Source organism: Micromonospora noduli, assembly GCF_003264365.1.
Taxonomy (GTDB): Bacteria; Actinomycetota; Actinomycetes; order Mycobacteriales; family Micromonosporaceae; genus Micromonospora; species Micromonospora noduli.
Genome location: NZ_PYAK01000017.1, coordinates 23,130 through 46,748, shown reverse-complemented (window position 1 = coordinate 46,748; position 23,619 = coordinate 23,130). Strand labels below are relative to the sequence as shown.

At 72.0% G+C, this 23,619-nt stretch carries 17 protein-coding genes; 7 read left to right on the top strand and 10 right to left on the bottom strand.

From position 1 onward, the window contains the following. Nucleotides 1-10: 10 nt before the first annotated feature. Complete coding sequence (gene thiC, locus GUI43_RS15575) at nt 11-1,603, top strand: phosphomethylpyrimidine synthase ThiC (RefSeq protein WP_112584848.1); 1,593 nt, start codon at nt 11-13, stop codon at nt 1,601-1,603. A gap of 130 nt (nt 1,604-1,733) precedes the next feature. Here thiC and GUI43_RS15570 read toward each other — a convergent pair whose 3' ends face one another. The 4 genes from GUI43_RS15570 to GUI43_RS15555 all read right to left on the bottom strand — a co-directional run bounded on the left by GUI43_RS15570 (nt 1,734) and on the right by GUI43_RS15555 (nt 7,069). Then, nucleotides 1,734-4,949, bottom strand: coding sequence for a hypothetical protein (locus GUI43_RS15570; protein ID WP_146765911.1), 3,216 nt, complete (start codon nt 4,947-4,949; stop codon nt 1,734-1,736). Between the two features lie 76 nt (nt 4,950-5,025). Then, nucleotides 5,026-5,334 (bottom strand): cupin domain-containing protein, encoded by a 309-nt coding sequence (locus GUI43_RS15565; protein WP_007465195.1) that lies wholly within the window; start codon nt 5,332-5,334, stop codon nt 5,026-5,028. Beyond that, nucleotides 5,331-6,281 carry an LLM class F420-dependent oxidoreductase gene (locus tag GUI43_RS15560; protein ID WP_112584852.1) on the bottom strand — a complete coding sequence of 317 codons (951 nt, stop codon included), beginning with the start codon at nt 6,279-6,281 and terminating at the stop codon, nt 5,331-5,333. The genes GUI43_RS15565 and GUI43_RS15560 overlap by 4 nt, the downstream gene beginning before the upstream one ends. 2 nt (nt 6,282-6,283) lie before the next feature. Next, nucleotides 6,284-7,069: an ABC transporter ATP-binding protein gene (locus GUI43_RS15555; protein ID WP_112601251.1), complete on the bottom strand. Its 786-nt coding sequence runs from the start codon at nt 7,067-7,069 to the stop codon at nt 6,284-6,286. Between the two features lie 270 nt (nt 7,070-7,339). On the opposite strand from GUI43_RS15555, the gene GUI43_RS15550 reads away from it, so the two are divergent. Next, on the top strand, nt 7,340-8,371 hold the full coding sequence (locus GUI43_RS15550) for an ABC transporter substrate-binding protein (RefSeq protein WP_112584856.1): 1,032 nt from the start codon (nt 7,340-7,342) through the stop codon (nt 8,369-8,371). 103 nt (nt 8,372-8,474) lie between these two features. Beyond that, nucleotides 8,475-9,332, top strand: a complete 858-nt coding sequence (locus GUI43_RS15545; protein ID WP_112584858.1) for an ABC transporter permease — start codon at nt 8,475-8,477, stop codon at nt 9,330-9,332. A 248-nt stretch (nt 9,333-9,580) separates the two neighbouring features. On the opposite strand, the gene GUI43_RS15540 is transcribed toward GUI43_RS15545, so the two are convergent. After that, nucleotides 9,581-10,759 carry an ABC transporter substrate-binding protein gene (locus GUI43_RS15540; RefSeq protein WP_112584860.1) on the bottom strand — a complete coding sequence of 393 codons (1,179 nt, stop codon included), beginning with the start codon at nt 10,757-10,759 and terminating at the stop codon, nt 9,581-9,583. Between the two features lie 444 nt (nt 10,760-11,203). On the opposite strand from GUI43_RS15540, the gene GUI43_RS15535 reads away from it, so the two are divergent. The 4 genes from GUI43_RS15535 to GUI43_RS15520 all read left to right on the top strand — a co-directional run bounded on the left by GUI43_RS15535 (nt 11,204) and on the right by GUI43_RS15520 (nt 15,801). After that, nucleotides 11,204-14,338: a sensor histidine kinase gene (locus tag GUI43_RS15535; protein WP_112699124.1), complete on the top strand. Its 3,135-nt coding sequence runs from the start codon at nt 11,204-11,206 to the stop codon at nt 14,336-14,338. Continuing rightward, nucleotides 14,335-14,742, top strand: coding sequence for a roadblock/LC7 domain-containing protein (locus tag GUI43_RS15530; RefSeq protein ID WP_007465177.1), 408 nt, complete (start codon nt 14,335-14,337; stop codon nt 14,740-14,742). The genes GUI43_RS15535 and GUI43_RS15530 overlap by 4 nt, the downstream gene beginning before the upstream one ends. Before the next feature lie 89 nt (nt 14,743-14,831). Beyond that, nucleotides 14,832-15,197, top strand: coding sequence for a DUF742 domain-containing protein (locus tag GUI43_RS15525; RefSeq protein ID WP_007465174.1), 366 nt, complete (start codon nt 14,832-14,834; stop codon nt 15,195-15,197). Further along, entirely contained in the window at nt 15,178-15,801 is a 624-nt protein-coding gene (locus GUI43_RS15520; RefSeq protein WP_030329978.1) for a GTP-binding protein, read from the top strand. Before GUI43_RS15525 ends, GUI43_RS15520 begins: the two co-directional genes overlap by 20 nt. A 44-nt stretch (nt 15,802-15,845) precedes the next feature. Here the strand turns inward: GUI43_RS15520 and GUI43_RS15515 are convergent, their stop codons facing one another. From GUI43_RS15515 to GUI43_RS15495, 5 genes are read right to left on the bottom strand one after another with little or no spacing between them, the layout of a single operon-like run. Further along, the gene (locus GUI43_RS15515; protein WP_112584864.1) at nt 15,846-16,934 is read right to left on the bottom strand and encodes a uroporphyrinogen-III synthase; all 1,089 of its coding nucleotides are present in this window, start codon (nt 16,932-16,934) and stop codon (nt 15,846-15,848) included. Continuing rightward, the gene (gene nirD / locus GUI43_RS15510; RefSeq protein WP_091402335.1) at nt 16,934-17,281 is read right to left on the bottom strand and encodes a nitrite reductase small subunit NirD; all 348 of its coding nucleotides are present in this window, start codon (nt 17,279-17,281) and stop codon (nt 16,934-16,936) included. Before nirD ends, GUI43_RS15515 begins: the two co-directional genes overlap by 1 nt. Next, entirely contained in the window at nt 17,278-19,815 is a 2,538-nt protein-coding gene (gene nirB, locus GUI43_RS15505; RefSeq protein ID WP_112699123.1) for a nitrite reductase large subunit NirB, read from the bottom strand. The genes nirD and nirB overlap by 4 nt, the downstream gene beginning before the upstream one ends. Then, nucleotides 19,812-21,251, bottom strand: coding sequence for an FAD-dependent oxidoreductase (locus GUI43_RS15500; protein WP_112699122.1), 1,440 nt, complete (start codon nt 21,249-21,251; stop codon nt 19,812-19,814). The genes nirB and GUI43_RS15500 overlap by 4 nt, the downstream gene beginning before the upstream one ends. Then, nucleotides 21,248-23,413, bottom strand: a complete 2,166-nt coding sequence (locus GUI43_RS15495; RefSeq protein WP_112699121.1) for a molybdopterin oxidoreductase family protein — start codon at nt 23,411-23,413, stop codon at nt 21,248-21,250. Before GUI43_RS15495 ends, GUI43_RS15500 begins: the two co-directional genes overlap by 4 nt. Nucleotides 23,414-23,619: the final 206 nt, after the last annotated feature.

Genomic DNA, 23,619 nt, shown 5'->3' with positions numbered 1-23,619 from the left:
GGAGGCTGTCATGCACGCACGAGGCAAGGTGTACGTCGAGGGTTCGCGGCCGGATGTCCGGGTGCCGTTCGCGGAGGTGGGGCTGACCGGGGACCTGCCGCCGGTGCGGCTCTACGACACGTCCGGCCCTGGTTCGGACCCGGAGGTGGGGCTGCCGCCGCTGCGCGGGCCGTGGATCGCCGAGCGGGGTGACGTGGCCCCGGTGCGGGGTGCGGGCACGCCACTGGCCGGGGTGGACGGTCGTCGGCCCACCCAGCTCGCGTACGCGCGGGCCGGGGTGGTGACGCCGGAGATGGAGTTCGTGGCGATCCGGGAGAACGTCGAACCGGAACTCGTGCGGACCGAGATCGCCGCCGGTCGGGCGGTGCTCCCGCTCAACGTCAACCACCCGGAGTGCGAGCCGGCGATCATCGGCAAGGCGTTCCTGGTCAAGGTGAACGCCAACATCGGCACCTCGGCGGTCAGCTCGTCGGTCGCGGAGGAGGTGGAGAAGCTGACCTGGGCCACCCGCTGGGGCGCGGACACCGTGATGGACCTGTCCACGGGTAAGCGGATCCACGAGACCCGTGAGGCGATCGTGCGCAACTCGCCGGTGCCGATCGGGACGGTGCCGATCTACCAGGCGCTGGAGAAGGTCGGCGGCGACCCGGTGAAGTTGAGCTGGGAGGTGTTCCGGGAGACCGTGATCGAGCAGGCCGAGCAGGGCGTGGACTACATGACTGTGCACGCCGGTGTGCTCCTGCCGTACGTGCCGCTGGCCGTGGACCGGGTGACCGGGATCGTGTCCCGCGGCGGTTCGATCATGGCGGCGTGGTGCCTGGCGCACCACGAGGAGAACTTCCTCTACACCAACTTCGAGGAGTTGTGCGCGCTGCTCGCGCGCTACGACGTGACGTTCTCCCTCGGCGACGGGCTGCGTCCTGGGTCGATCGCCGACGCCAACGACGAGGCGCAGTTCGCCGAGCTGCGCACCCTCGGTGAGCTGACGAAGATCGCCTGGGCGTACGACGTCCAGGTGATGATCGAGGGGCCCGGTCACGTACCGATGCACAAGATCAAGGAGAACGTGGACCTTCAGCAGGAGTGGTGCCACGAGGCGCCCTTCTACACGCTCGGTCCGCTGACCACCGACATCGCGCCCGCGTACGACCACATCACCTCGGCGATCGGCGCCGCGATGATCGGCATGTTCGGCACCGCGATGCTCTGCTACGTCACGCCGAAGGAGCACCTCGGCCTGCCGGACCGGGACGACGTGAAGGCGGGCGTGATCGCGTACAAGATCGCGGCACACGCGGCGGACCTGGCCAAGGGTCACCCCGGCGCGCAGGCCTGGGACGACGCCCTGTCGAAGGCGCGGTTCGAGTTCCGCTGGGAGGATCAGTTCAACCTCTCGCTGGACCCGGAGACGGCGCGCTCGTATCACGACGCGACCCTGCCCGCGGAGCCGGCGAAGACCGCGCACTTCTGCTCGATGTGCGGCCCGAAGTTCTGCTCCATGAAGATCACCCAGGAGCTCAAGGAGTACGCGGCGCGCGGCATGAAGGACAAGTCGGAGGAGTTCGTCTCCGGCGGGAGTCGGGTCTACCTACCGCTCGCCTGACCCACCTGCGGGGTGATCGACTCGGGTTCATTGATGTCGGGGTGTCCGGCCGCGTGGGATAGCCCGGTATCAGTGAACCCGAGTCGATCAAGCGACCGGTCGGTACGTTCGGTGCGCTGTGTGGTGTGGGTCAGTCGCGGTGGTGTCGACCGGTGGAGCGCAACGACCGGCGGCCGTTCTCCTGTTCGGGCTCGTTGTCCGACACCGGCTTGCTCAGACCGGCGACCCAGTCGACGAATTCCTCATCCTGGGACGCCAGCGGCTCCGCTTCATCCGACGTCGTCGGGCTCTCCTCGTCGGCGCGGGACCGGTTACGGCGGAACAGCCCGCCGAGCCGGCCTCGCCGGGAGGGCTGCTCTGCCACCTTCGGCTGCGTCGGTTTTGCCGACGTGGTGTCGGTAGGCGCCACATCGCCGGTGGTGGTGCCGGTGGTGGTGCTGTCGGTGGTGGCGCTGGTTGCGGCGGCACCGGAGGGCGTGCCCAGCGTGCCCGGGAATTCCGGCCGGCCCGGGTGCTCCGCCGGAGCGGTCGTCTCGCCGGCTTCGGGTGGCGCTGTGCGTGCCGTCGAACTGTCCTGCGATCCCGCCGACCCGCGACGCCGAGAGGTGTCGAACGCGTTCCAGGTGCCGGCCCGGCTCAGGTCCGGCAACGGTGCCCGATGCCGCGGCCTGGGCGTCGGCCCGGTCGGCTCGTCGGGCCTGCTCGACCCCTCCGATGCCGTTGCCTCCGGCTCGGAGGCCTGCGGTGGCACCGTCCAGGTCGAGGTGACCGGCCAGGCCGACGGCGCGGGCGTCCACCGGTCCGTGTCCGGGTCACTGGCGGCGGTGACCCCAAACAACCCGGCGGTGGGAACGTCCTCGGCGGCGGGCTGCGCGCTGTCGGTGCCACGAGCCCCGGCGATTACGGAATCGCTGGTCGTGTCGGCAGGTGCTGCCTTGCTGCCCGTGCCGGCCGTCGGGACGCGCGGGGTGGCTTCCGCGCCAACCTGGCCGGCCGCGGTGGTCGGCGCCGCCGCCGCTGCTCGCGTCGCGCCGGTTGCGGCGGTCGGGGCTGGTGTTTCCCCCGTCCCGGTGGTCGGTGCTGGTGTCGCCCCGGTCCCGGTGGTCGGGCTCTGGGCGTCGTCGGTTGCCGTGGTCGAGGAGTCCGGGTTGACGGGCACCTGCGTCGCGCCGGTTCCGGCGGTCGTCGAGGCGGCGGGTGCTCGCTTCGAGCCGGTGGCGGGGGTGGCAGGTGCTCGCTTCGCGCCGGTAGCCGTGGTCCGGGCTGCTGCCGTGTCGGAGGCGGCAGCCGAGGCGACCTCGGCGGTCGAACTCGACCGCTCACCCAGGCTGCCCCGGCTGGGCGCCGGAGTGTCGGTGGCCGCGTCGGGGGCGATGCTGTCGGCGGACCTGCCCGGCCGGGTGCCCTTCGTGGCGCGGCCGGTGGTCGTCTCGCGAGTGGTCGTCTCGCGATTGGTCGGCTCGTTGGTGGTCGTCTCGCTGGTGGTTGCCGAACCGGCACGGGACGTGTCGTCAGCCGCGTCGGAGGCGGTGGCGTCCGAGTTGGCTTTCGACTTGCGGCCGCGTCGCGGCTTGATCGTCAGCGGCGCCTCGGGCGTGTCGTGGTCGGCCGTGCCCGCGCTGCTCGCCCCCGTGCTCGTGCCTGACCCCGTGCCCGTCGAGGCCGTGGCGGCGGGACTGGGAGCGTCCGTGCCAGTCGGTGCTGTGCTGGTCGCCTCGGTGGCGCTGCCCGTACTGGTCGGGGTCGTACTGGTCGCGGCTGCGCTGGTCCGGGCCGTGCCGGTCGCGGGGATGGGCGCGTCCGAGGTGGTCGGAGCGCTGGTCGCGGCCGCGCTGGTCGTGTCGGAACCGGGTGCACCCGTGCCGCCCGGGATGGCGGCGGACTTGCGGGCGGTGCGTCCACCGGTCGGCCTGCCGCTGGTCGCCGTGCTGCTGCTCGTGTCCGTCGCGGTGCTGCCGGTGGGCTCGTCGTCGACCGCTCGGCCGCCCGTCGGGGTCGCGGCGTCGGCGCGTCCGGCCGTGGTGGCGGTCGCGGTGGCGTCGGTGACGTTGCTGACGTCGGTGCTGGCCGAGGGCTCGGTCGTGGCCAGGACGTCATCGTGGCGCGGGGGCGTCTGCCCTGCGGCGGTGAACTCACCGGTCGGCGCGGTCACCCAGGCCGCGGGCTGAGTCGGAGCGGCGGGAGTCGGGGCGGGAGCCGCAGTGGCGGGAGCCGGACCGTGCTGTCCGCTCGCTGTGGTCTCCGGCCAGTCCCAGTGGGCCGGGACGGTGCGTACGGCATCGGGGTCGCCCGTCGCCCACGGACCCGCAACGACACCGACGGGCTTCGTGCCGGTGGCCAGCTCGGCGTTGGTCGTCTCCGTGTCGGTGCGCTCGGCGCTGTCCTGGTCGTTCGCCGCGCTGTCCCGGTCCTTCGCAGCGCCGGGCAGCGCCGGGCCGGCGGGCAGCGGGCGCAGGATGGCGGTGGGCTCGATCACCTGCGGATCGGCGGTACGGGTGCCCGTCGGCCAGCGCAGCAGCGCGGCGGCGGCCGCGCCGAGCGCTCCGGCGAGGATCGCGATCAACGAGCCGTAGTAGGGGGCGGCCTGGTAGCGGTCCACCGCGTCGCCCGGACCGGCGGTCAGGTAGGCGAACGCCACCAGCACCGGACCGGCCACCCCGGTGGCGGCGCTGACCAGTGGAGCCTGACCCCGCCAGCGAGCCAGCCCGGCGGTCGCCGCGCCGGCCAGCAGCGCAACGATGGGCAGCAGGAGCAGCGCCAGCCGCTGTGCGGCGGCGTTGTCGAGCCAGCTCGGCTCCAGTACGCCGAGCCGGACGGTCGGCAGTGGGCCGGCAGTGCCGAGCGACGGTAGGACGGAGATCAGCGCCAGCAGCCAGACCGCGCCGGCCACGGCCGACACGTTCCATCCCAGCTCGGGCCGGAACAGGACGGCGATCGCCGCGCCCGCCCCGATCACCGCACCGACCATGGCGCAGATGCCCACCGCCCAGACCGGGTCGACGGAGATCAGCTCCGCGGCGCGGGCGGGCTGCATGCAGAGCGGGGCGATGACGGTGGCGCCGAGCGCCGCCGCGCCGGCGACCGCCAACTGCCGGCCGGTGCTGACCGCCGGGGCGTCGCGGCGAGCGAGGCGTCCGGTCAGGACAGCGCCGGCGACGGCTGCGTTCGCGGCGAACCAGCCCACCCAGACGAGCTGGGCCGGCCACTGGTTGACGGTCGTACCGGTGAATGCGCCGGTCAGCCGGACGATGCCGAAACCGTACGCGACGCCGAGCTGGCCGGCTCCGGCCAGCACGCTCACCCCGAGCGCCGTGAGCAGCAGTCTGCCCCAGGTCCGAAAGGCCATGTCCGGCACGTTACGCACCTGGTACACCCGATCGCCACCGGCGCGCCGCGAGGCACGCCGGTGGCCATCGGCGTGCCTACTTGAGTTCGACCAGCCGGGCCAGGTAAGTCGTATCCCCGACATTGGTCAGCATGTGCACCGCGCCCGGGTCCCGGTAGACCACTCCGCCGGTGGGCTCGTCGGCGTCGATCCGGGTGCCGTCGATGGTCTGTACGACGTTCTTGGCGCCCTCGATCGCCACCACCAGGTAGGGGTGGTCGTGCCGGTGCAGCGGTTGCCGCTCGCCCGGCTCGAGGCGGATGTGCCAGACCCGGACCCGGTCGTTCTCGTACACGATCTCCTGACCCACCGGTCCGAGTTCGGTTCCGTCGATCACGTCGGTCATCGTGCTCCGTCCAGTTGGGGCAGCACCTCGGCGGCGATCAGCTCGAGGTGGTCGAGATCATCGAAGTCGATCAGGCGCAGGTGGACCCGGGTGGTGCCGATCGCGGCGAACTCACCGAGCCGCTGCGCGAGCTGCGCGGGGGAGCCGACCACCGGGTCCTCCGGTGGCAGAGCGCTCTTCTCGTGCAGGGGCGCGGCCCGACGCTGGGCCTCCGCGTCGGTCCGGCCGATGGCGACGACGATCCCGGCGGACAGCACCAACGGGGCGCGCCCGGACTCCGTCCGTCCGGTGCGCTCACACGTCTCGCGCACCCGGTCGTACGCCTCGGCGGTGGCGGCCACGGACTTGAACGGCATGTTGAACTCGTCGGCGTACCGGGCGGCCAGTTCGGGTGTGCGCTTGGGGCCACGCCCGCCCACGATGATCGGCGGCCCGGGCACCTGCACCGGCTTGGGCAGGGCGGGGGCGTCCACCAGCCGGTAGTGGTCGCCGGTGAAGCTGTACGTCTCGCCGGGCGGGGTTGCCCACAACCCGGTGATCACCTCAAGCTGTTCGGCCAGCCGGTCGAAGCGCTCGCCGACCGACGGGAACGGGATTCCGTACGAGGTGTGCTCGCGCTCGTACCAGCCGGCGCCGATGCCGAGGTCGACCCGGCCACCGCTCATCTGGTCGACCTGGGCGACCATCACCGCGAGGGGGCCGGGCAGGCGGAACGTGGCCGACGTCACCAGGGTGCCGAGTCGGATCCGCTCGGTTTCCCGGGCCAGCGCGGCGAGGGTCAGCCAGGCGTCAGTGGGGCCGGGCAGGCCCGGGTCGGCACCCATCGACTGGTAGTGGTCGGCGCGGAGGAAACCCTCGTAGCCGCAGGCCTCGACGAGCCGGGCGAACCGGAGCTGGGTGTCGTAGCTGGCGCCACGGTTCGGCTCGGTGAAGACCGACACCCGCATGGTCAGTGTCCTTCCGCGCCGGCGGTGGCCGGCTGTTCGCGTTCCATGAGCAGTTCGTGCAGGTCGGCGCTGACCTGGGCGACGTCGGCCAGGTGAGCGTTGCGGCCCAGGGTCCGGGGCCGGGGGATGGTCACGTCGACGACCTTGCGGATCCGGCCGGGGCGGGGGCTCAGCACGACCACCCGGTCGGCGAGCAGCACCGCCTCGTCGATCGAGTGGGTGACGAAGACGATGGTCGGCTTGTTCTCCATGTGCACCCGCTGAAGTTCACCGGAGAGTTCCTCGCGGGTGAGCGCGTCCAGCGCGGAGAACGGCTCGTCCATCAGCATCACCCGGGGCTCACCGATCAACGACCGGCACAGCGACACCCGCTGCTGCATGCCGCCGGAGAGCTCGTGGGGCAGCCGCTTCTCGAAGCCGGCCAACCCGGCCACGTCGAGCAGTTGCCGGGCCCGCTCCCGGTGCTTGGCGCGGCTCCAGCCGAAGATCTCCACGGGCAGCAGGACGTTGTCCAGCACGGTGCGCCAGGGCAGCAGCGCCGGCTTCTGGAACAGCATGGCGATGTCCTGGCGGGGGCGGGTGATCGGCGTACCGGCGACGGTGATTTCACCGGCGCTCAGTGGGAGCAGCCCGGCGATCAGCCGCAGCAGTGTGGACTTGCCGCAGCCGGAGCGGCCGAGCACGGCGACGAACTCCCCCTCGGCGACGTCGAGGTCGATGCCGCGCAGCGCCTCCACCCGGCCGGATCGGCCCTCGAAGGTACGGGACACCCCGGACAGTCGGATCATCTCCGGCGCACCTCCGCTGAGTGGACGGTCAGGAATCCGACAAAGGCTAGCCGCCCTGTCGAGGTATGGCACCGGCTGGGGTGGTCGTCAGGTTGTATCCGTTCCGCAACCCGATACGCCTGGCGTCGCAACTGTGGGTTTCTCGTACGCTGTGCCCGCGAAGAGTCCCCCCACGACGGCGGCGCCCGGCTTCCACCCCTCCCGCCGGCCCGTCACGACAACCCCCTCCGGTGGCCTGCCGGCCCCGGTCGGAAAGGACATGGTGCACTGATGAGAAGGCTGACCCGTACGGTCGCTACGGCCGCGCTGGCCACCGCCCTCGCCCTTGTCTCCGCCTGCAGCAGCGGGTCGGATTCGGCCGACGATGCCAAGGGCGGCGACGGCAAGACGCTGGAAAAGGTGACCTACCTCACCTCGTTCGGTAACTTCGGCCGTGACTCCTACGCCTGGGTGGCGAAGGACAAGGGCTTCTTCAAGGAAGCCGGCTTCGACGTCGAGATCAAGGCGGGTCAGGGCACCGGTGGCGTGATCCAGACCATCGTCGGCGGCCAGGCCGACTTCGGCCCGATCGACCTCACCGGCGGTCTGCTCCAGCTCGGCAACGGCCAGGCGAAGGACTTCACCGCGGTGGCCGCGATCCAGCAGCGCACCATGGCGGGCATCGCCACCGTCGAGGGCAAGAACATCAGCTCGCCGAAGGACCTGGAGGGCAAGAAGCTCGCCGACACCCCCGGGTCGGTGGTCCGCAACCTCTTCCCGACGTACGCCCGGCTCGCCGGTGTGGACGCGACCAAGGTGACCTGGGTCAACGGTGAGGCGCAGAACCTGATCGGCACGCTGGCCTCCGGCTCGGTGGACGGCATCGGTCAGTTCGTCGTCGGTCAGCCGACCATCGAGGCGGTGGCCAAGAAGAAGGCCGTCATGCTGCCGTACAGCAACGTGATGCAGGACCTCTACGGCAACGTGCTGATCACCTCCTCGAAGATCGCCAAGGAGAAGCCCGAGATGGTGAAGAAGTTCACCGCGGCGCTGCTCAAGGGCCTGGAGTACAGCCTGGCGAACTCCAAGGAGGCCGCCGACATCCTGAAGAAGAACGTCGACGCCACCAACCCGGTCTCCGCCGCCGCCGAGCTGGAGCTGATGGCCGCGTACGTCCGTTCCGGCAACACCGGCACCGCGATCGGCACCCTGGACAGCGGTCGGGTCGCCAAGAGCATCGCCATCCTGCAGGGCGCCGGCGCGCTGAAGCAGAACATCACCCCCGAGCAGATCATCGACTTCAGCCTCGCGCCGAAGGCCTGATCGTCCGGTCGTCATCAGGGGGTACGTCCCGCCGATCCCGGTGGGGCGTACCCCCGTCGCTCGTCGGCCCCCGGCGGGCCGTGGGATTTCGAGGAGGACAGAGATGACCGACGTCCGGTCAGCGGACCCGGCGGTGGCGGAGCCCCCGCCCCCGGGTGCCGGCCCCGAAGCGGGACGCACGGGTCGAGGTGCCGGTCTCCGGGCCGGGGCTGGCGCGGCGCTGCCCGCGGTCGGCATCCTGGTCGCGCTGGCGGCGTGGTGGCTGATCGCCCGGCTGGAACTGGTCCACCCTTTCGCCCTGCCGCCGCCCGGCGACGTGCTCAGCGCGTTCGTCGACAAGCCCGCTCGGATGCTGGAGCACACCTGGGACACCACGCTGGAGATCCTGATCGGGTTCGCCCTCTCGGTGGTCGCCGGTGTGCTGATCGGGCTCTCCCTGGCCAGCTCCCGCACTGTGGAGCGGATGTTCACGCCGCTGCTGGTCGCGGTGAACGCGGTACCGAAGATCACGCTGGGCCCGCTGCTGGTGGTGGCGCTCGGCTGGGGCCAGAAGCCGATCCTGACCATGGTGTTCCTGCTCTGCTTCTTCCCGATCGTGCTCTCCACCGCGACCGGGTTGACCACCACGCCGGCCGACCTGGCCGAACTGGTGCGGTCCTGGAACGCCTCCCGCTGGCAGGCGTTCCGCAAGGTGCGCTTCCCGGCCGCGCTGCCGCAGATCTTCGTCGGGCTCAAGGTGGCCATGCCACTGGCCGCGATCGGCGCGGTGATCGGTGAGTTCCAGGCCGGCGAGAGCGGCCTCGGCTACGTCATCACGCAGTACGCCGGCATCGGCGACGCCGCCACCGCCTGGGCGGCGATCATGCTGGTGGCACTGGTGAGCATCCTGCTCTACTCGGCGCTCCTGCTGATCGAGCGGTTCGCCCTCCCCTGGGTACGAGAAACCACCAGCAGCCGCTAACCCAACGAAGAGATCACAGAGCAGCACCGAAGACACAGATAAAGATCAACACCAAGAAACGCGCAGGGCCGGCCTCCCAGTGGGAGGCCGGCCCGTCTTGTCGACGCTGCTGGCGCGAAGGGTGTGGCCGACCGTGCCCGGCGGAGGGATCAAGCCTGACCGCCCGGAGCCGGGCACGGTCGGCCACACCCCCTGCCCGGCACACGGCGAAGAGCGCCGGGACGAAAGAACACAGCAGGCCCGAGCGTTTACCCCGCCAACCGCCAGCGACCATTGCGGGCGACCAGCGTGGTGAGCGCCTGCGGCATCAGGCCGCTGTGGTTGTCCGGCGTCATGCGGATCGGGCCGGAGAGGCCGTCCATCTGGGACGTCTCCAGCACGTCCCGGATGCCGTTGCGGTCCACCTTCCCGATCTCACCACCGGCGCGCAGTTCGGCGTCGGCGATCAGCTGGACGGCGTCCGCGGCGAACGACGAGGACCCGTTGTAGCCGCCGAAGCGGGCCGTGTAGTCCTGGAACCACTGCCGCCGCGCCGCCTTGGCCGGGGTGGTCGCGATCACGTCATCGATCACCATGGTCTGCGTGAAGATCAGCGTGGCCTTCTCGGTCGCCTTGGCCGCCGCGCCGAGGAAGAGGTCCCCGGCCGCTGCCGCGTCGAAGTAGATCGACCCACGGAAGATGGTCTGCTGGACGCTGGTCGCGGCCAGTGTCGCCTGCTCAGGCGGGGTCCAGAAGACCATCGCGTCGGGCTTGCCCGACGCGAGCTGCTGGACCTGCTGGCTGACGTCGGTGTCGGTGGTTTTGATCCGCTGCTGTCGGAGCGTGATCTTGGCCTTGTCCAGTTCGCTCTTGAGCGCGGTCGCGCCCTCCTGGCCGTAGTCGTCGTCGCTGACCAGCATCCCCACCTTACGGATGTTGTTGCGGCGCAGTTCGGTGGTCAGTGCGGCGGCGCTGTCCGCGGCGTTAGGGCCGAGCTTGAACACGTAGCGCCGTTCAGCGGCCGGCGCGGCGATCGCGCCGGAAGCGGCTAGCGCAATGGTGGGAATCCGCTTCTCGTTGATGGTCCCGACCGCTCCGACCGCGCATTCGTTGCAGCCGCCCATGATGATGGCGCTGACCTTCGAATCGCTGCTGAAGTCGACGATGTTGCGAAGTGACTCGGCCGAGTCGGAACGGTTGTCCTTCACCTTCAGGTCGATCTTCCGGCCGTTCAGTGCTCCGGACGCGTTCAACTGATCGACCTTGAGTTCGAGGGCGCGCTGGTATGTCCGGCCAACCGTGGCTGCGGCGCCGGAGAGTTCGAGATCGGCAGCGATCACGATCGGACTCGTGTCCTGCTCCGCCTCGCCAAACTGGCAGCCGGTGAGCGTGGTGGCCACTACGGCCGATGCGAGCGCCGCGATGGTCGCGGAGCGGATGGGGCTCAACTCAGTCCTCCAGGTGCGGGCGCGGGCGCTGCCCGGTCACCGCCGCTAATCCGTCCTCAGTGGAGGACGGGATCTCCTCTGCCGTACGGTGTGCGCGAAGCCTGCAAAACCTTGCCAATGGCCGGCGCTGTGGTCAAGCGCGGACCCCGGCGGCATTTTCGGGACGGCCATCCCACATGCTGGGGTAACGCAATGTTTGCAAAAGCTCACTTTGCATACACGCGTGACCACTCTGGAGTTACATGCCCTGTTCAGGGGCTTGCGGAAATGAAGGTATCAGTTGCCCGGATCACGGGATGCGCTCCGTCCGACCGTTTCCTACCTCACTGCGGCTTCCCAAACACGATCATCTCTGATGAAATCGCGGCCGTGCCGCGCGTGGTCCCCTCCGCTTACGGCATGGCTCGGCGGCTCAGGCGGGGAAGAAACGACGGAGGCGATGTCGTGAGCACCGGACCGACGACCCTGCCCGCGCTCGGCGACAGCGGTCGGCCTGCGCGCCGACGGATGCCGAGACTGCGTGACGCCCGGATCCGGTCCAAGTTGGCGTTGATTCTGGTCGTCCCGGTGGCGGCGGTGATCGCGCTGGCCACGGTCCGCCTGATCTCCGTCGGCGAAGGCGCGTTCGACGCCACGCGGGCCCGGTCACTGACGGCCCTCTCCGTCGACGTCAGCGCTCTCACCCAGGACCTCCAGGCCGAACGGATGGCCGCGGCCGCCTACCTCGCCGCTCCACAGCAGCCGGCCGACGCGTACAACCTGCGGGTCCGCCAGACGCAGCAGCGGGTGGACGAGTACCGCGCCGAGCGGGGCCGGATCGGCGACGTGCCGACCGCCCTGCGGGACCGGCTGGCCGCCATCGACGACCACCTGGCCACCCTGGACGGCACCCGTCAGGAGGTGCTGGACCGCCGGCAGATGGCGGTCGCCGAGGCGGTGCTCCGCTACGGGGTCATCCTTACCGACCTGGTCTCGTACGGTGACGGCCTGGCCCAGCTGCCCGGCGACGAGAGCCTGGCGGACAGCCGCCGCGCGGTCGCCGCCTTCGCCCGCGCCAAGGCCTCCGTCGCGGAGGAAGAGGCCGTCGCCTTCACCGCGCTGACGGCCGGCCAGCTCGACTCGGAGCAGTTCTCCTCCTTCGTGGCAACGTTGACCGGTCAGCAGGAGGCCCTGGTCGCCTTCTCGCTGGCCGCCGACCCGGTGCAGCGCGCCCTGGTCGACAGCACCGTTTCCGGCGACGCGGTCGGCCTGGCCGACCGGGTGGCCACCGACATCACCCGCTCGGTCGGGCAGCGCCCGCTGGTCACCGCACAGGACGCCACCGCGGCGATCGGCGCCGTGAACGACCTGATGCGCTGGGCCGAGATCCAACTGCAGGACCGACTGTTCCAGCAGGCCGACCAGGCCCGCTCGGACGTCATCCGGCAGGCCGTGGTCGAGTCGATCCTGGTGCTGCTGACCCTGATCATCGCCGTGTCGCTGGCCGTGGTGCTGGCCCGCTCGCTCAACCACTCGCTGCGCCGACTGCGCGAGGGCGCCCTCTCCGTGGCCAACCACGACCTGCCCGATGCCGTGCAGCGGCTGCAGAACATGGGCAGCGTTGGTGACGGCGGGGTGGACGAGATCGTCCGCCAGGTCCGGGACCCCATCCAGCTCAACACCCGCGACGAGGTCGGTCAGGTGGCGCTGGCCTTCAACGTCGTACACCGGGAGGCGGTGCGGGTCGCCGCCGAGCAGGCGGCACTGCGCACGAGCGTCTCGGCCATGTTCCTCAACCTGGCGCGCCGTAGTCAGACACTGGTCGACCGGATGATCGGCGAGCTGGACGCGATCGAGCGTGGCGAGGAGGACCCGAAGCGGCTCGCGCAGCTCTTCGAACTGGACCACCTGGCCACCCGAATGCGCCGCAACGACGAGAACCTGCTCGTCCTGGCCGGCGCCGACTCCGCCGCACCGCGTCACGACAACGCGCTGGTGGTGGACGTGCTGCGCGCCGCCCAGTCCGAGGTGGAGCTCTACAACCGCATCGAGTTCGGCACGGTCGACACCGACATCTCGGTGGCCGCGCACGCTGTCAACGACGTGGTACGTCTCGTCGCCGAGCTGCTCGACAACGCCACCCGATTCTCGCCGCCGAACACCACCGTGGTCGCCGACGGTCGCCGGATCCGCGACTACGTGCTGATCCAGATCGAGGACCGCGGGCTCGGCCTCACCGACGACCAGCTCGACTCGCTCAACCGGCGTCTGGCCGCCCCGCCGAGTGTGGACGTCGCCGCGTTCCGACTGATGGGTCTGGCCGTTGTGAGCCGGCTCGCCTCCCGCTACGGCATCCGGGTGGAGTTGCGCCGCAACGTCGAGGGCGGCACCGTCGCCCAGGTGACGTTGCCCGCCGCCACCGTGGTGCTGCCCAGCAACCGGGGCCGCGAGCAGGTGCTCACCCGGCCGCGTCAGCCGATGGCAGTGGAGCAGGCGCCACTCACCCCGGCCGGCCACGCCGAGCAGTTCGCCGGTGCCGCGACGACGGCGGCGACGTTGCCTGACCAGTGGCGGACCAGCCCGCCGGCACCCGCCCAGTGGCATTCGCCGCTGGACTCGCGGGACACCACCCCGGCCGTACAGGCGGGTGGCTACACCGGTCCGCGCTCGGCCATGCCACCGGCACCCGCCGCCCCCGCGCCCGCCGCCCCGCTCCCGCCGGCCCGACCGGCCTACAGCAACGGCGCGGGCGCTTCGCTGGGCAGCCCGACAGTGGCCTACCCGACCGTCGACCCGCTGCCTCGGCGTGGCTCCACCCCGGACGCCCCGGACACCGCGGATGGGCGTGCAGCCCAGGGCCTCCCGGTCGGGCCGGTCGCCGGGCCGGGCGCGGTGGCACCGCCGGCCGCTCCGTCGGTGCCCGCCGCACCGGTCAGCACCCGGCCCGACTTCCCGGCCGAGGCTCCGATCTTCCGGGAGATGGAGGCGGTCTGGTTCCGGTCGCACGGCGACGACGCCACCGCGATCTTCACCCGGCCCAACTTCGACGAGCCGCCCGCGCCCGCCACGACCGCTGCGGCCGACACCGGCCTGCGCACCGGCAACGGCGGCCAGCCGAGCACCGGGTCGGCGGCGGCCGCGTCGCCGGCCCGCCCGAAACTGCCGACCCGTACCCCGGGCAGCTCCGGCACCGACGGGACGGCCACCCCGGGCGCCGACGGCCTCGGCGCCACCATGGACGGGTTCGGGGCACGGCCGTCGGCGCCGCCGACGTACGCCCCGCCTCCGGCCGCCCGGCCGGCTCCGGCCGCACCCGCCCCCGACCCGGGGGCCTGGCGTACGGCGGCGGACGAGGGCTGGTCCCGGGCCAGCCGGGCTGCCGAGCCGGCTCCCGCCGGGACCACCCGCTCCGGGTTGCCCAAGCGGGTGCCGCAGCAACAGCTCGTGCCGGGTGGCATCGAACCGAAGAGCGGCCGGGACCGCAGCCGGCGGACACCGGATGAAGTACGTGGTCTGCTGTCGGCCTACCACCGCGGTGTGCAGCGCGGTCGGACGGCCGGAACGGACCTGAACAGCACCTCGACCAAGGAGAGCCGATGAACAGGCCAGCTGCCATGCAGGACATGGGTTGGCTGCTCACCAACTTCGCCGACAGCGTGGCGGGCATCGCCCACGTGGTGGCGGTGTCCGCTGACGGGCTGCTGCTCGCGTCCTCCCGGGATCTGCCGGGGGACCGGGCGGACCAGCTCGCCGCGATCACCTCCGGGGTGGTGAGCCTGACCGAGGGCGCGGCCCGCATGTTCAGCGCGGGCGGGGTGTTGCAGACAGTCATCGAGATGGACAGCGGGTATCTCTTCCTGATGTCGATCAGCGACGGCTCCTCGATGGCCGTGCTGGCCGCGCGGAGCTGCGACGTGGGCCAGGTGGGCTACGAGATGGCACTGCTGGTCGAGCGGGTGGGCGCCGCGCTGGTGCCGCTGCCGCGCGACGCGGTGCGTTCTTAGCACCGGAAGGCGGCGCTCATTCCGAGCGCCGGACCAGGGACGAGAGGCGGCACAGTCCGGCTCCGCAGGGGACGAGGAGGTGATCGGGAATGGACCAACGACGCGCTGACCCGCGTGGCGCGCTGGTGCGTCCGTACGCGGTCACCCGTGGTCGTACCGAGCCCCGGCAGGACATCGCCCTCGAGGCAGTCCTCACCGCCTCTCCCACCCAGGTCGCCGAGTCCCGGTTCGCCGGGCACGACAAGCACCGCATCGCCACGGTCTGTGAGGGCCGAGCACAGTCGCTGGCGGAGATCGCCGCGTATACCCGGATGCCGCTGGGCGTCGCCCGGGTGTTGGTCGCCGACATGGTGGCCGAGAGCCTGCTGACGTTACACACTGCTGCTCCCGCCGAGGGGTTCGAGGAGCGGATGGAACTGCTTGGAAGGGTGCTAAGTGGACTTCGCAGGCTATGACCCCGCAGGGGGGCGGCCGGGCCGGGGAATCGTATCCGCGAAGATCGTCGTCGCGGGCGGCTTCGGCGTCGGTAAGACGACACTGGTCGGGGCGATCTCCGAGATCACACCGCTGACCACCGAGGCGTTGATGACCGCGGCGGGTGTCGGCATCGACGATCCGTCCAAGGTGCCGGGCAAGGAGACCACCACGGTCGCCATGGACTTCGGCCGGATCACCATGGCCCAGGACCTGATCCTGTACCTCTTCGGTACACCGGGTCAGACCCGGTTCTGGTTCATGTGGGACGAGATCATCCGGGGGGCGGTGGGTGCCGCCGTGCTGGTGGACACCCGCCGGATCACCGACGCCTTCGCCCCACTGGACTACTTCGAGAACCGCAACCTGCCGTACGTGGTGGCGCTGAACAAGTTCGACGGCGCACCGCAGTACGAGGCCGAGGAGGTCCGCGAGGCGCTGGCCATCTCGCCGCAGGTGCCGCTGGTGATGACCGACGCCCGGCAGCGGGACTCGGTCAAGCAGGTGCTGGTGACTGTGGTCGAGCACGCCATGCTCCGGCTCCAGTCCGAGCACGGGCGGGGCTTCCCGACGCCGGTCGGCTGAACCGCCGCGTCACGGCCGGCTCGCGACGGCCGGCCGTGACGCGTTCAGTCGACCCGGAGCCGGTAGCCGCGCTTCACCACTGTCTGCACCACGCGGGGTGCGCGCAAGCCGGCCCGTAGCCGGGCGACGGCCATCTCCACGGCGTGCTCGTCCGCGCCCCGGGGCAGCGTCCGCAGCAACGCCGTGCGGGACAACACCCGACCCGGGGACTGGGCCAGCGCCCGCAGCACCGCCATCGGCGCGGGCGCGAGTGGCCGTAGCTCGCCGTCGATCACCGCGGCGTGCCCGCGCAACGTGAGCAGATGCCCGCCGGCCTTGAACGTCACGGTCCGGCGAGGCAGCTCGTCGACGATGGTCCGCACCAGCGCGCCCAACCGGGCCCGACCGGGCGCGCTCACCGGCACCCCGCGCCGCAGCAGCGGCTCGGCGGTCACCGCCCCGACGCAGCTGGCCAGGACGTCGCTGCGCAACGCGGACAGCACCGCGTCGGTGCGGTCACCGGCGGCCCGCAGCAACGCTTCGACCGCCGGCGCCGAGGTGAACGTCACCGCGTCCACCAGCCGACCGGCGATCAGGTCGATCAGCCGGTGCAGCGGTGCCGGATCGGTCGGCGGCGCCCAGCGGTAGACCGGCACCTCGATGACAGTGGCGCCCGCCGCCTCCAGCGCGAGCGTGCACTCCGGCTGCCGCTCGCCGTGCAGCTGCATGGCGATGACCTGCCCGGCCACGCCGCGCCGGCGCAGGTGGTCCACCACCTCGTCGCAGCTTTCCGAGGCGGGCGACCACTGGTCGTGCAGCCCGGCAGCCCGGATCGCGCCGCGTGCCTTCGGGCCGCGCGCCACCACGTACGAGCTGGCCAGCACGGAGCGCAGCGGCTCGGCCAGCCCCCAGCCCTCGGCCGCCTCCAACCAGCCGCGCATGCCGATGCCGGTGTTGGCCATCAGGATGTCCGGCGGCTGGTCGAGGCAGGCGCGGGTCGCCTCGCGCAGCTCGGTGTCGTCGGACAGCGGCACGATCCGCAGCGCCGGAGCGAGCACCACCCGGGCGCCCCGTCGTTCGAGCAGCGCGGCCAACTCGTCGCGCCGCCGGTCGGCGGTCACCCCGATGGTGAAGCCCGCCAGTTCTTCCCGCATCAACCCTCCTGTCGCAGCCGCACCTCGACCAGCCCGTTGCGGCAACGTGCGTCGTGTCGGGCCACGGCCACCCCGGGCAGGTCGAGACAGTGCCCGCTGCGCAGGTCGTACACCTGCTTGTGCAGCGGTGAGGCGACCGTCGGCACTCCGCCACGGCTGCCGACGATGCCCCGGGACAGCACGTACGCCCCGGAGACCGGATCGCGGTTGTCGATCGCGAACAGCTCGTCGGCGGTCCGGAAGAGGGCGATCTGCACCCCGTCGACCAGGGCGGCGACGCCCCGGTCCGGTTCCAACCGGTCGAGCAGGCAGACGGTGGTCCAGGTCAGCGTGAGGGTCTGGGTCATCGCCGTACCTCCGGTAGGCCGAGGGTGACCGGTTGCCGACGTTGATTGTTGGTCGGCTCGGATCCGGTCGGGGACTGGTCGCGTACGGGCACCGGCTGGCCGCGTTCCCGGGTGAAGGTGATCGACGGGTCCGGTACGTCGGGGGCGTTGACGAAGGAGGTGTAGCGGCGCAGCCGATCCGGGTCGTCCAGGACGTCGCGCCACTCGTCGGAGTACGACGACACGTGCCGGGCCATCGCCGCGTCGAGGTCCTCGCAGAGCCCGAGTGAGTCGTCCACGATCACCGAGCGCAGGTGGTCCAGGCCGCCGTCCATCGCCTCGATCCAGCCGGCGGTGCGTTGCAGCCGGTCGGCGGTGCGGATGTAATAGATAAGAAATCTATCGATTAGTCGAATCAGTGCTTCTGTCGACAAATCAGTGGCGAACAGGTCGGCGTGCCGGGGCCGGAAACCACCGTTGCCGCCGACGTAGAGATTCCAACCGGTCTCGGTGGCGATGATGCCGAAGTCCTTGCTGCGCGCCTCCGCGCACTCCCGGGCGCAACCGGAGACCGCCGACTTCAGCTTGTGCGGCGCACGCAGCCCGCGGTAGCGCAGCTCCAGCGCGACGGCCAGCCCCACCGAGTCCTGCACCCCGTACCGGCACCAGGTCTCGCCCACGCACGACTTCACGGTGCGCAGCGCCTTGCCGTACGCGTGCCCGGACTCGAAGCCGGCGTCGACCAGCCGCCGCCAGATCTGCGGCAGCTGCTCCACCCGCGCCCCGAACAGGTCGATCCGCTGCCCACCGGTGATCTTCGTGTAGAGCTGGAAGTCCCGGGCGACCTCGCCGATCACGATCAGCTTCTCCGGGGTGATCTCGCCGCCCGGGATCCGGGGCACCACCGAGTAGCTGCCGTCGCGTTGCAGGTTGGCCAGGAAGTGGTCGTTGGTGTCCTGCAACGACGCCTGCTCGCCGTCGAGCACGTGCCCGCCGCCCAGCGACGCGAGGATGGACGCCACCACCGGCTTGCAGATGTCGCAGCCGCGGCCCCGACCGTGCTCGGCGACCAGCCGGGAGAAGGTGCGGATGCCGCGGACGCGAACGATCTCGAACAGCTCCCGCCGGCTGACGTCGAAGTGCTCGCAGAGCGCGCTGGACTGTGCCACCCCGGCCGCGTCCAGGAGCTGCTTCAGCATCGGCACGCAGGAGCCGCAGCTGGTGCCGGCCCGGGTGCACGCCTTCAACGCCGGCACGTCCGCGCAACCATCGGCGATGGCGGCGTCCACGTCGCCCCGGGTCACCGCGTTGCAGGAGCAGACCTGCGCGGCGGCGGGCAGCGCCCCGGCGTCCGCGCCGCCGCCGTCCGGGGCGAGCAACGCCAGCGGCGCGGCCGGCAGCGGGCCGCCCACACTGGCCCGCAGCGTCGGGTACGCGCTGGCGTCACCCACCAGCACCCCGCCGAGCAGGGTGTGCGCGTCGTCGGAGAGGACCAGCTTCGCGTAGACCCGGGTGGCCGGGTCGGTGAACGTGACGTCCAGGCAGCCCTCGGTGGTGCCGTGGGCGTCGCCGAACGACGCCACGTCGACGCCGAGCAGCTTGAGTTTGGTGGCGGTGTCCGCGCCCGGGAAGGTCGCCGCGCCGCCGACCAGTCGATCGGCCACCACCTCGGCCGTCGCGTACCCCGGCGCGACCAGCCCGTGGCAGGTGCCGTCGACCGCCGCGCACTCTCCGACAGCCCAGATCCGCTCGTCGGCCGTACGACAGGTCGCGTCGACAAGCACCCCGCCGCGCGGGCCCAGCGGCAGACCGGCGTCCCGGGCCAACTGGTCCCGGGGCCGGATGCCGGCGGCCACCACGACCAGCTCGGCGTCGAGGGCGGTGCCGTCGGACAGTTCCAGGGCCGCGACGCCGCCGTCCGGGCCCTGAAGGATCGCGGTGGTCGCCACCCCCAGATGGGTCCGTACGCCCAACTCGTCGACGTAGCGGCGGAGCATCGCGCCGCCGGCCTGGTCCACCTGCACCGGCATCAGCCGGGGCGCGAACTCCACCACGTCGGTGCTCAGGCCGAGCAGTCGCAGGGCGTTGGCGGCCTCAAGCCCGAGCAGCCCGCCACCGATCACCGCGCCGACTCGCCGGCCTCGCGCGTACGCCCGGATCGCCGCCAGGTCGTCCAGGGTCCGGTAGACGAAGACCCCGGGCAGCTCCGTGCCGGCCACCGGCGGCACGAACGCGTACGACCCGGTGGCGAGCACCAGCGCGTCGTAGCGGTATTCGCCGACTGCGGTGGTCACCACCTGTCGGTCCCGGTCGACGGCGGTTGCCGGCTCGCCGAGTCGCAGCCGCACCCCGTCGAGCGGGGTGTGCAGGTTGAGTTCGCTCTCACTGACCCCGTCGAAGTACGCCGAGAGTCGCACCCGGTCGTACGCCGGGCGCCCCTCCTCGGCCAGCACTGTCACCCGCCAGGTGCCCTCTGGGTCACGGGCGTGCAGCGCGTCCACGAAACGCTGCCCGACCATGCCGTTGCCGATGACGACCAGTTCGCCGCCGCTCATCGCGTCACCTCCACCGATTCCGCCTGGCTCAGCCAGTCGACGATGCCGCTCACCGCGTCCCGGCATCCGCCGCATCCGGTGCCGGCCCGGGTCGCGGCCACCACCGCATCGACCGTCCGGGCGCCGGAGCGCCAGCTTCTGACCAGTGCGCCCTTGCTCACCGTGTTGCACTGACAGACCGTGGCCGCGTCCGGCATCAGCGCCGGTGAGGCGGCCGGGGTCGCGCCGATCGCACCGAGTGCCCGGCCGAGCAGCAGCGCCCGTCGGTCACTCGGCACCGGCTGACCACGGTCGAAGAGTTGGATCACAGTGCCGACCGCCGGGTTGTCGCCGAGCAGGATCGCGCCGATCAGCCGCTCGTCGCGGATCCGCAAACGGGCGTAGGTGCCCCGGGTCGGGTCGGCGAAGGTCAACTCCTCGTCCGGCCCGCCACTGGACGCGTCACCCATCGACGCAAGGTCGATCCCGGCGGCCTTCAGCCGGGTCACCACCGGCCGGGGCCGGTAACGGGCCAGCGGGTCCGTCCCGGTCAGCACGTCCGCGAGCACCTGGGCCTGGGCCCAGGCGGGCGCGACCAGCCCGGTGAGCACGCCGTCGTGCTCGGCGCAGTCGCCGATCGCCGAGATGGACCGGTCGCTGGTGCGCAGCCGGTCGTCCACCACCACGCCGCGCCGTACGGTCAGGCCGGCGGCCTGCGCGAGGGCGGTGTCCGGGCGTACGCCGCAGGAGAGCACCAGCAGGTCGGCGTGGAGCGACCTGCCGTCGGCCAGGTCGAGGCGGACACCGCTGGCGTCCGCGGCCACGCCGGTCGCCGACACCCCCAGTTGGACGCTGACGCCGAAACCGGCGAGCGTGCCCGCGAGCACCGCGCCGGCCGTCGGGTCCAGCTGCCGTTCCATCAGGTGCTCTCGCGGGTGCACCACTGTGGTGGCCAGCCCCCGGGCGGCCAGCCCTCGAGCGGCCTCCAGACCGAGCAGCCCGCCGCCGAGCACCAGAGCGCTGCGGGCGCCGTCCGCGGCGGCGAGGATCCGCCGGCAGTCGTCCAGGGTCCGGAAGGGGACCACCCGCTCCGGCAGGTTCGCCGGGTCGAGGCCGGGCAGCGTCGGCACCACCGCCCGGGCACCGGTGGCGAGCACCAGGTGGTCGTATCCGATTCGTTCGCCGTCGTCGGTGCGGACCTCCCGGGCGGACCGGTCGACGGCGATCACCGGTACGCCGCTGCGCAGGTCGACGCCGTGCCCGGCGGCTTCGGTCAGCTCCACGTCCGGCTCGTCGATCCGGCCGGCCAGCAGGGTGGAGAGCAAAATCCGGTTGTACGCGCGGTGCGGCTCGGCCCCGAGCACTGTGACCTTCCGGTCTCCCTCCCGGGCGTGCAGCTCCCCGGCGAGGCGCGCGCCAGCCATCCCGTTGCCGACGATGACCACCCGGGCGGTCATGCCTTCTCCACCCGGACCGCGCAGATCTTGAATTCGGGCATCCCCGAGATCGGGTCCACCGCGTCGTTGGTCACCGAGTTGGCGCGTCCCGCCCCCGCGTAGTGGAACGGGGCGAACACGGTGTCGGGTCGGATCCCGGCGCTGAGCCGGGCCGGCGCGCGGAACTCACCTCGGCGGGAGGTGACCCGCACCGGGTCGCCGTCGTCGATGCCCAGCCGGGTGGCCAGATCGGGGTGCAGTTCGACGAACGCCTCCGGGGCGGCGCGGCGTAGCGCGGCCACCCGTCGGGTCTGGGTGCCCGACTGGTACTGCGCCAGCACCCGACCGGTGGTGAAGTGCAGCGGGTACGTGACGCAGACCTCTTCGGCGGCGGGCCGATGGTCGACGGGGTGGAAGCGGGCCCGGCCGTCCGGGGTGGCGAACCGGTCGGCGAAGAGTCGGGGCGTGTCCGGCCCGTCCTCGGTCGGGCAGGGCCAGTAGACCCCGTCGTCGGCGTCGATCCGGTCCCAGCTGATGCCGGCGTAGTCGGCGGCCCCACCGGCGGAGGCGCGGCGCAGCTCGGCGAAGACGACAGCCGGGTCGGCCGGGAACCGAGCCGCCGCGACGGCGGCCGGTCGGACGCTGGCCGGGTTGGCGTCGGCCGGGTCGACGTCCGCCTCGGCCAGCCGTGCCGCCAGGTCGGAGATGATGGCGAGGTCGGTCCGGACGCCCGGCGGGGGTGGCCGTAGCGCGCGCCGACGCAGCACCCGACCTTCCAGGTTGGTCATGGTGCCGTCCTCCTCGGCCCACTGCGCGGTGGGCAGCACCACGTCCGCCAGCGCGGCCGTCTCGGAGAGCAGGAGGTCCGCGACGACCAGCAGGTCGAGGTTGCGCAGCCGGCCCTCGATCCGGGCCGCCCGGGGTGCGGAGACCACCGGGTTCGACCCGAACACCAGCAACGCGCGCGGGCCACCCGGGGTGCCGAGCGAGTCGAGCAGTTGGTAGGCGGGCACTCCCGGGCCGGGCAGTTCGTCGGCCGGCACGCCCCACACCCCGGCCACGTGCTCGCGGGCCGCCGGGTCGTCGATCCGCCGGTAGCCGGGCAGCTGGTCGGCCTTCTGCCCGTGCTCCCGCCCGCCCTGGCCGTTGCCCTGGCCGGTGAGGCAGCCGTACCCGGAACCGTCGCGGCCGGGCAGACCGAGGGCGAGGGCGAGATTGACGTACGCGGTGACGGTGTCCACCCCCTTGGCGTGCTGCTCGGCGCCGCGCGCGGTCAGGATGATCACGCGACCGCCGGTGCCCAGCGCTCGGGCGGTCGCCTCCAGGTCGGCCACGGGCACCCCGGAGAGCTGTTCCGCGCGGGCCGGCCACCAGGCGGCGACGCCTCGGCGGACCGCGTCGAAACCGGTGGTGCGGTCGGCCACGTAGGCCCGGTCGACCCAACCCTCGGTGAGGGCGATGTGCAGCAGCGCGTTGGCCACCGCCAGGTCGGTGCCGGGAAGCGGCTGCAGGTGCAGGTCGGCCTGGCGGGCGGTGGCGGTGACCCGGGGGTCGATGACGATCAGTTTTCCGCCGTCGCGGCGCTGCTCGGTGAGCCAGCGCACCAGCGGCGGCATGGTCTCCGCGGGGTTCGCTCCGACCAGCAGCAGGGTGTCGGCCCGGCCCAGGTCGGCGAGGGGGAACGGCAGCCCGCGGTCGATGCCGAAGGCGCGCATCCCGGCGGCTGCCGCCGAGGACATACAGAACCGTCCGTTGTAGTCGATGTTCCGGGTGCGCAGCCCGATCCGGGCGAACTTCCCCAACGCGTACGCCTTCTCGTTGGTCAGGCCACCGCCGCCGAAGACGGCGACCGCGTCCCGGCCGGCGTCGTCCTGGACGGCGCGGATGCCGGCGACCACCCGGTCGAGCGCGGTGTCCCAGCTCGCCGGGTGCAGTTCGCCGGTGGCCGCGTCGCGCACCAGCGGAGTGGTCAGCCGATCCGGGTGGTCGAGCAGTTCGGCGGCGGTCCAACCCTTCTGGCAGAGCCCGCCCCGGTTGGTGGGGAACTCGCGCGGGTGGACCGTCACCCCGGCGTCGTCCGCGCGCAGCGTCATCCCGCACTGCAGTGCGCAGTACGGGCAGTGCGTCGCCACTTCCCGGGGCGTCAGCCCCGGCGGAGTCGCCGACCGTGCACCGTCTGTCATGTCGGGAAAGCGTGCCGCCGGGCGGTTTCCGGTCCGGGTCCCTTCTGTTTCGGTCCTGTCAAGTGGGGCTCACACCGCACCGGGGCAGCGAGCGTGTTGGAGGGTGCGAGTCGGAGCCTGTGGAGCTGAATCGCTGACGACATCGGCGGTTGATTCGTTTGCGACATCAGCTCCAAAGCGGCAGCGCACTTCAACTCGCGGGGGCG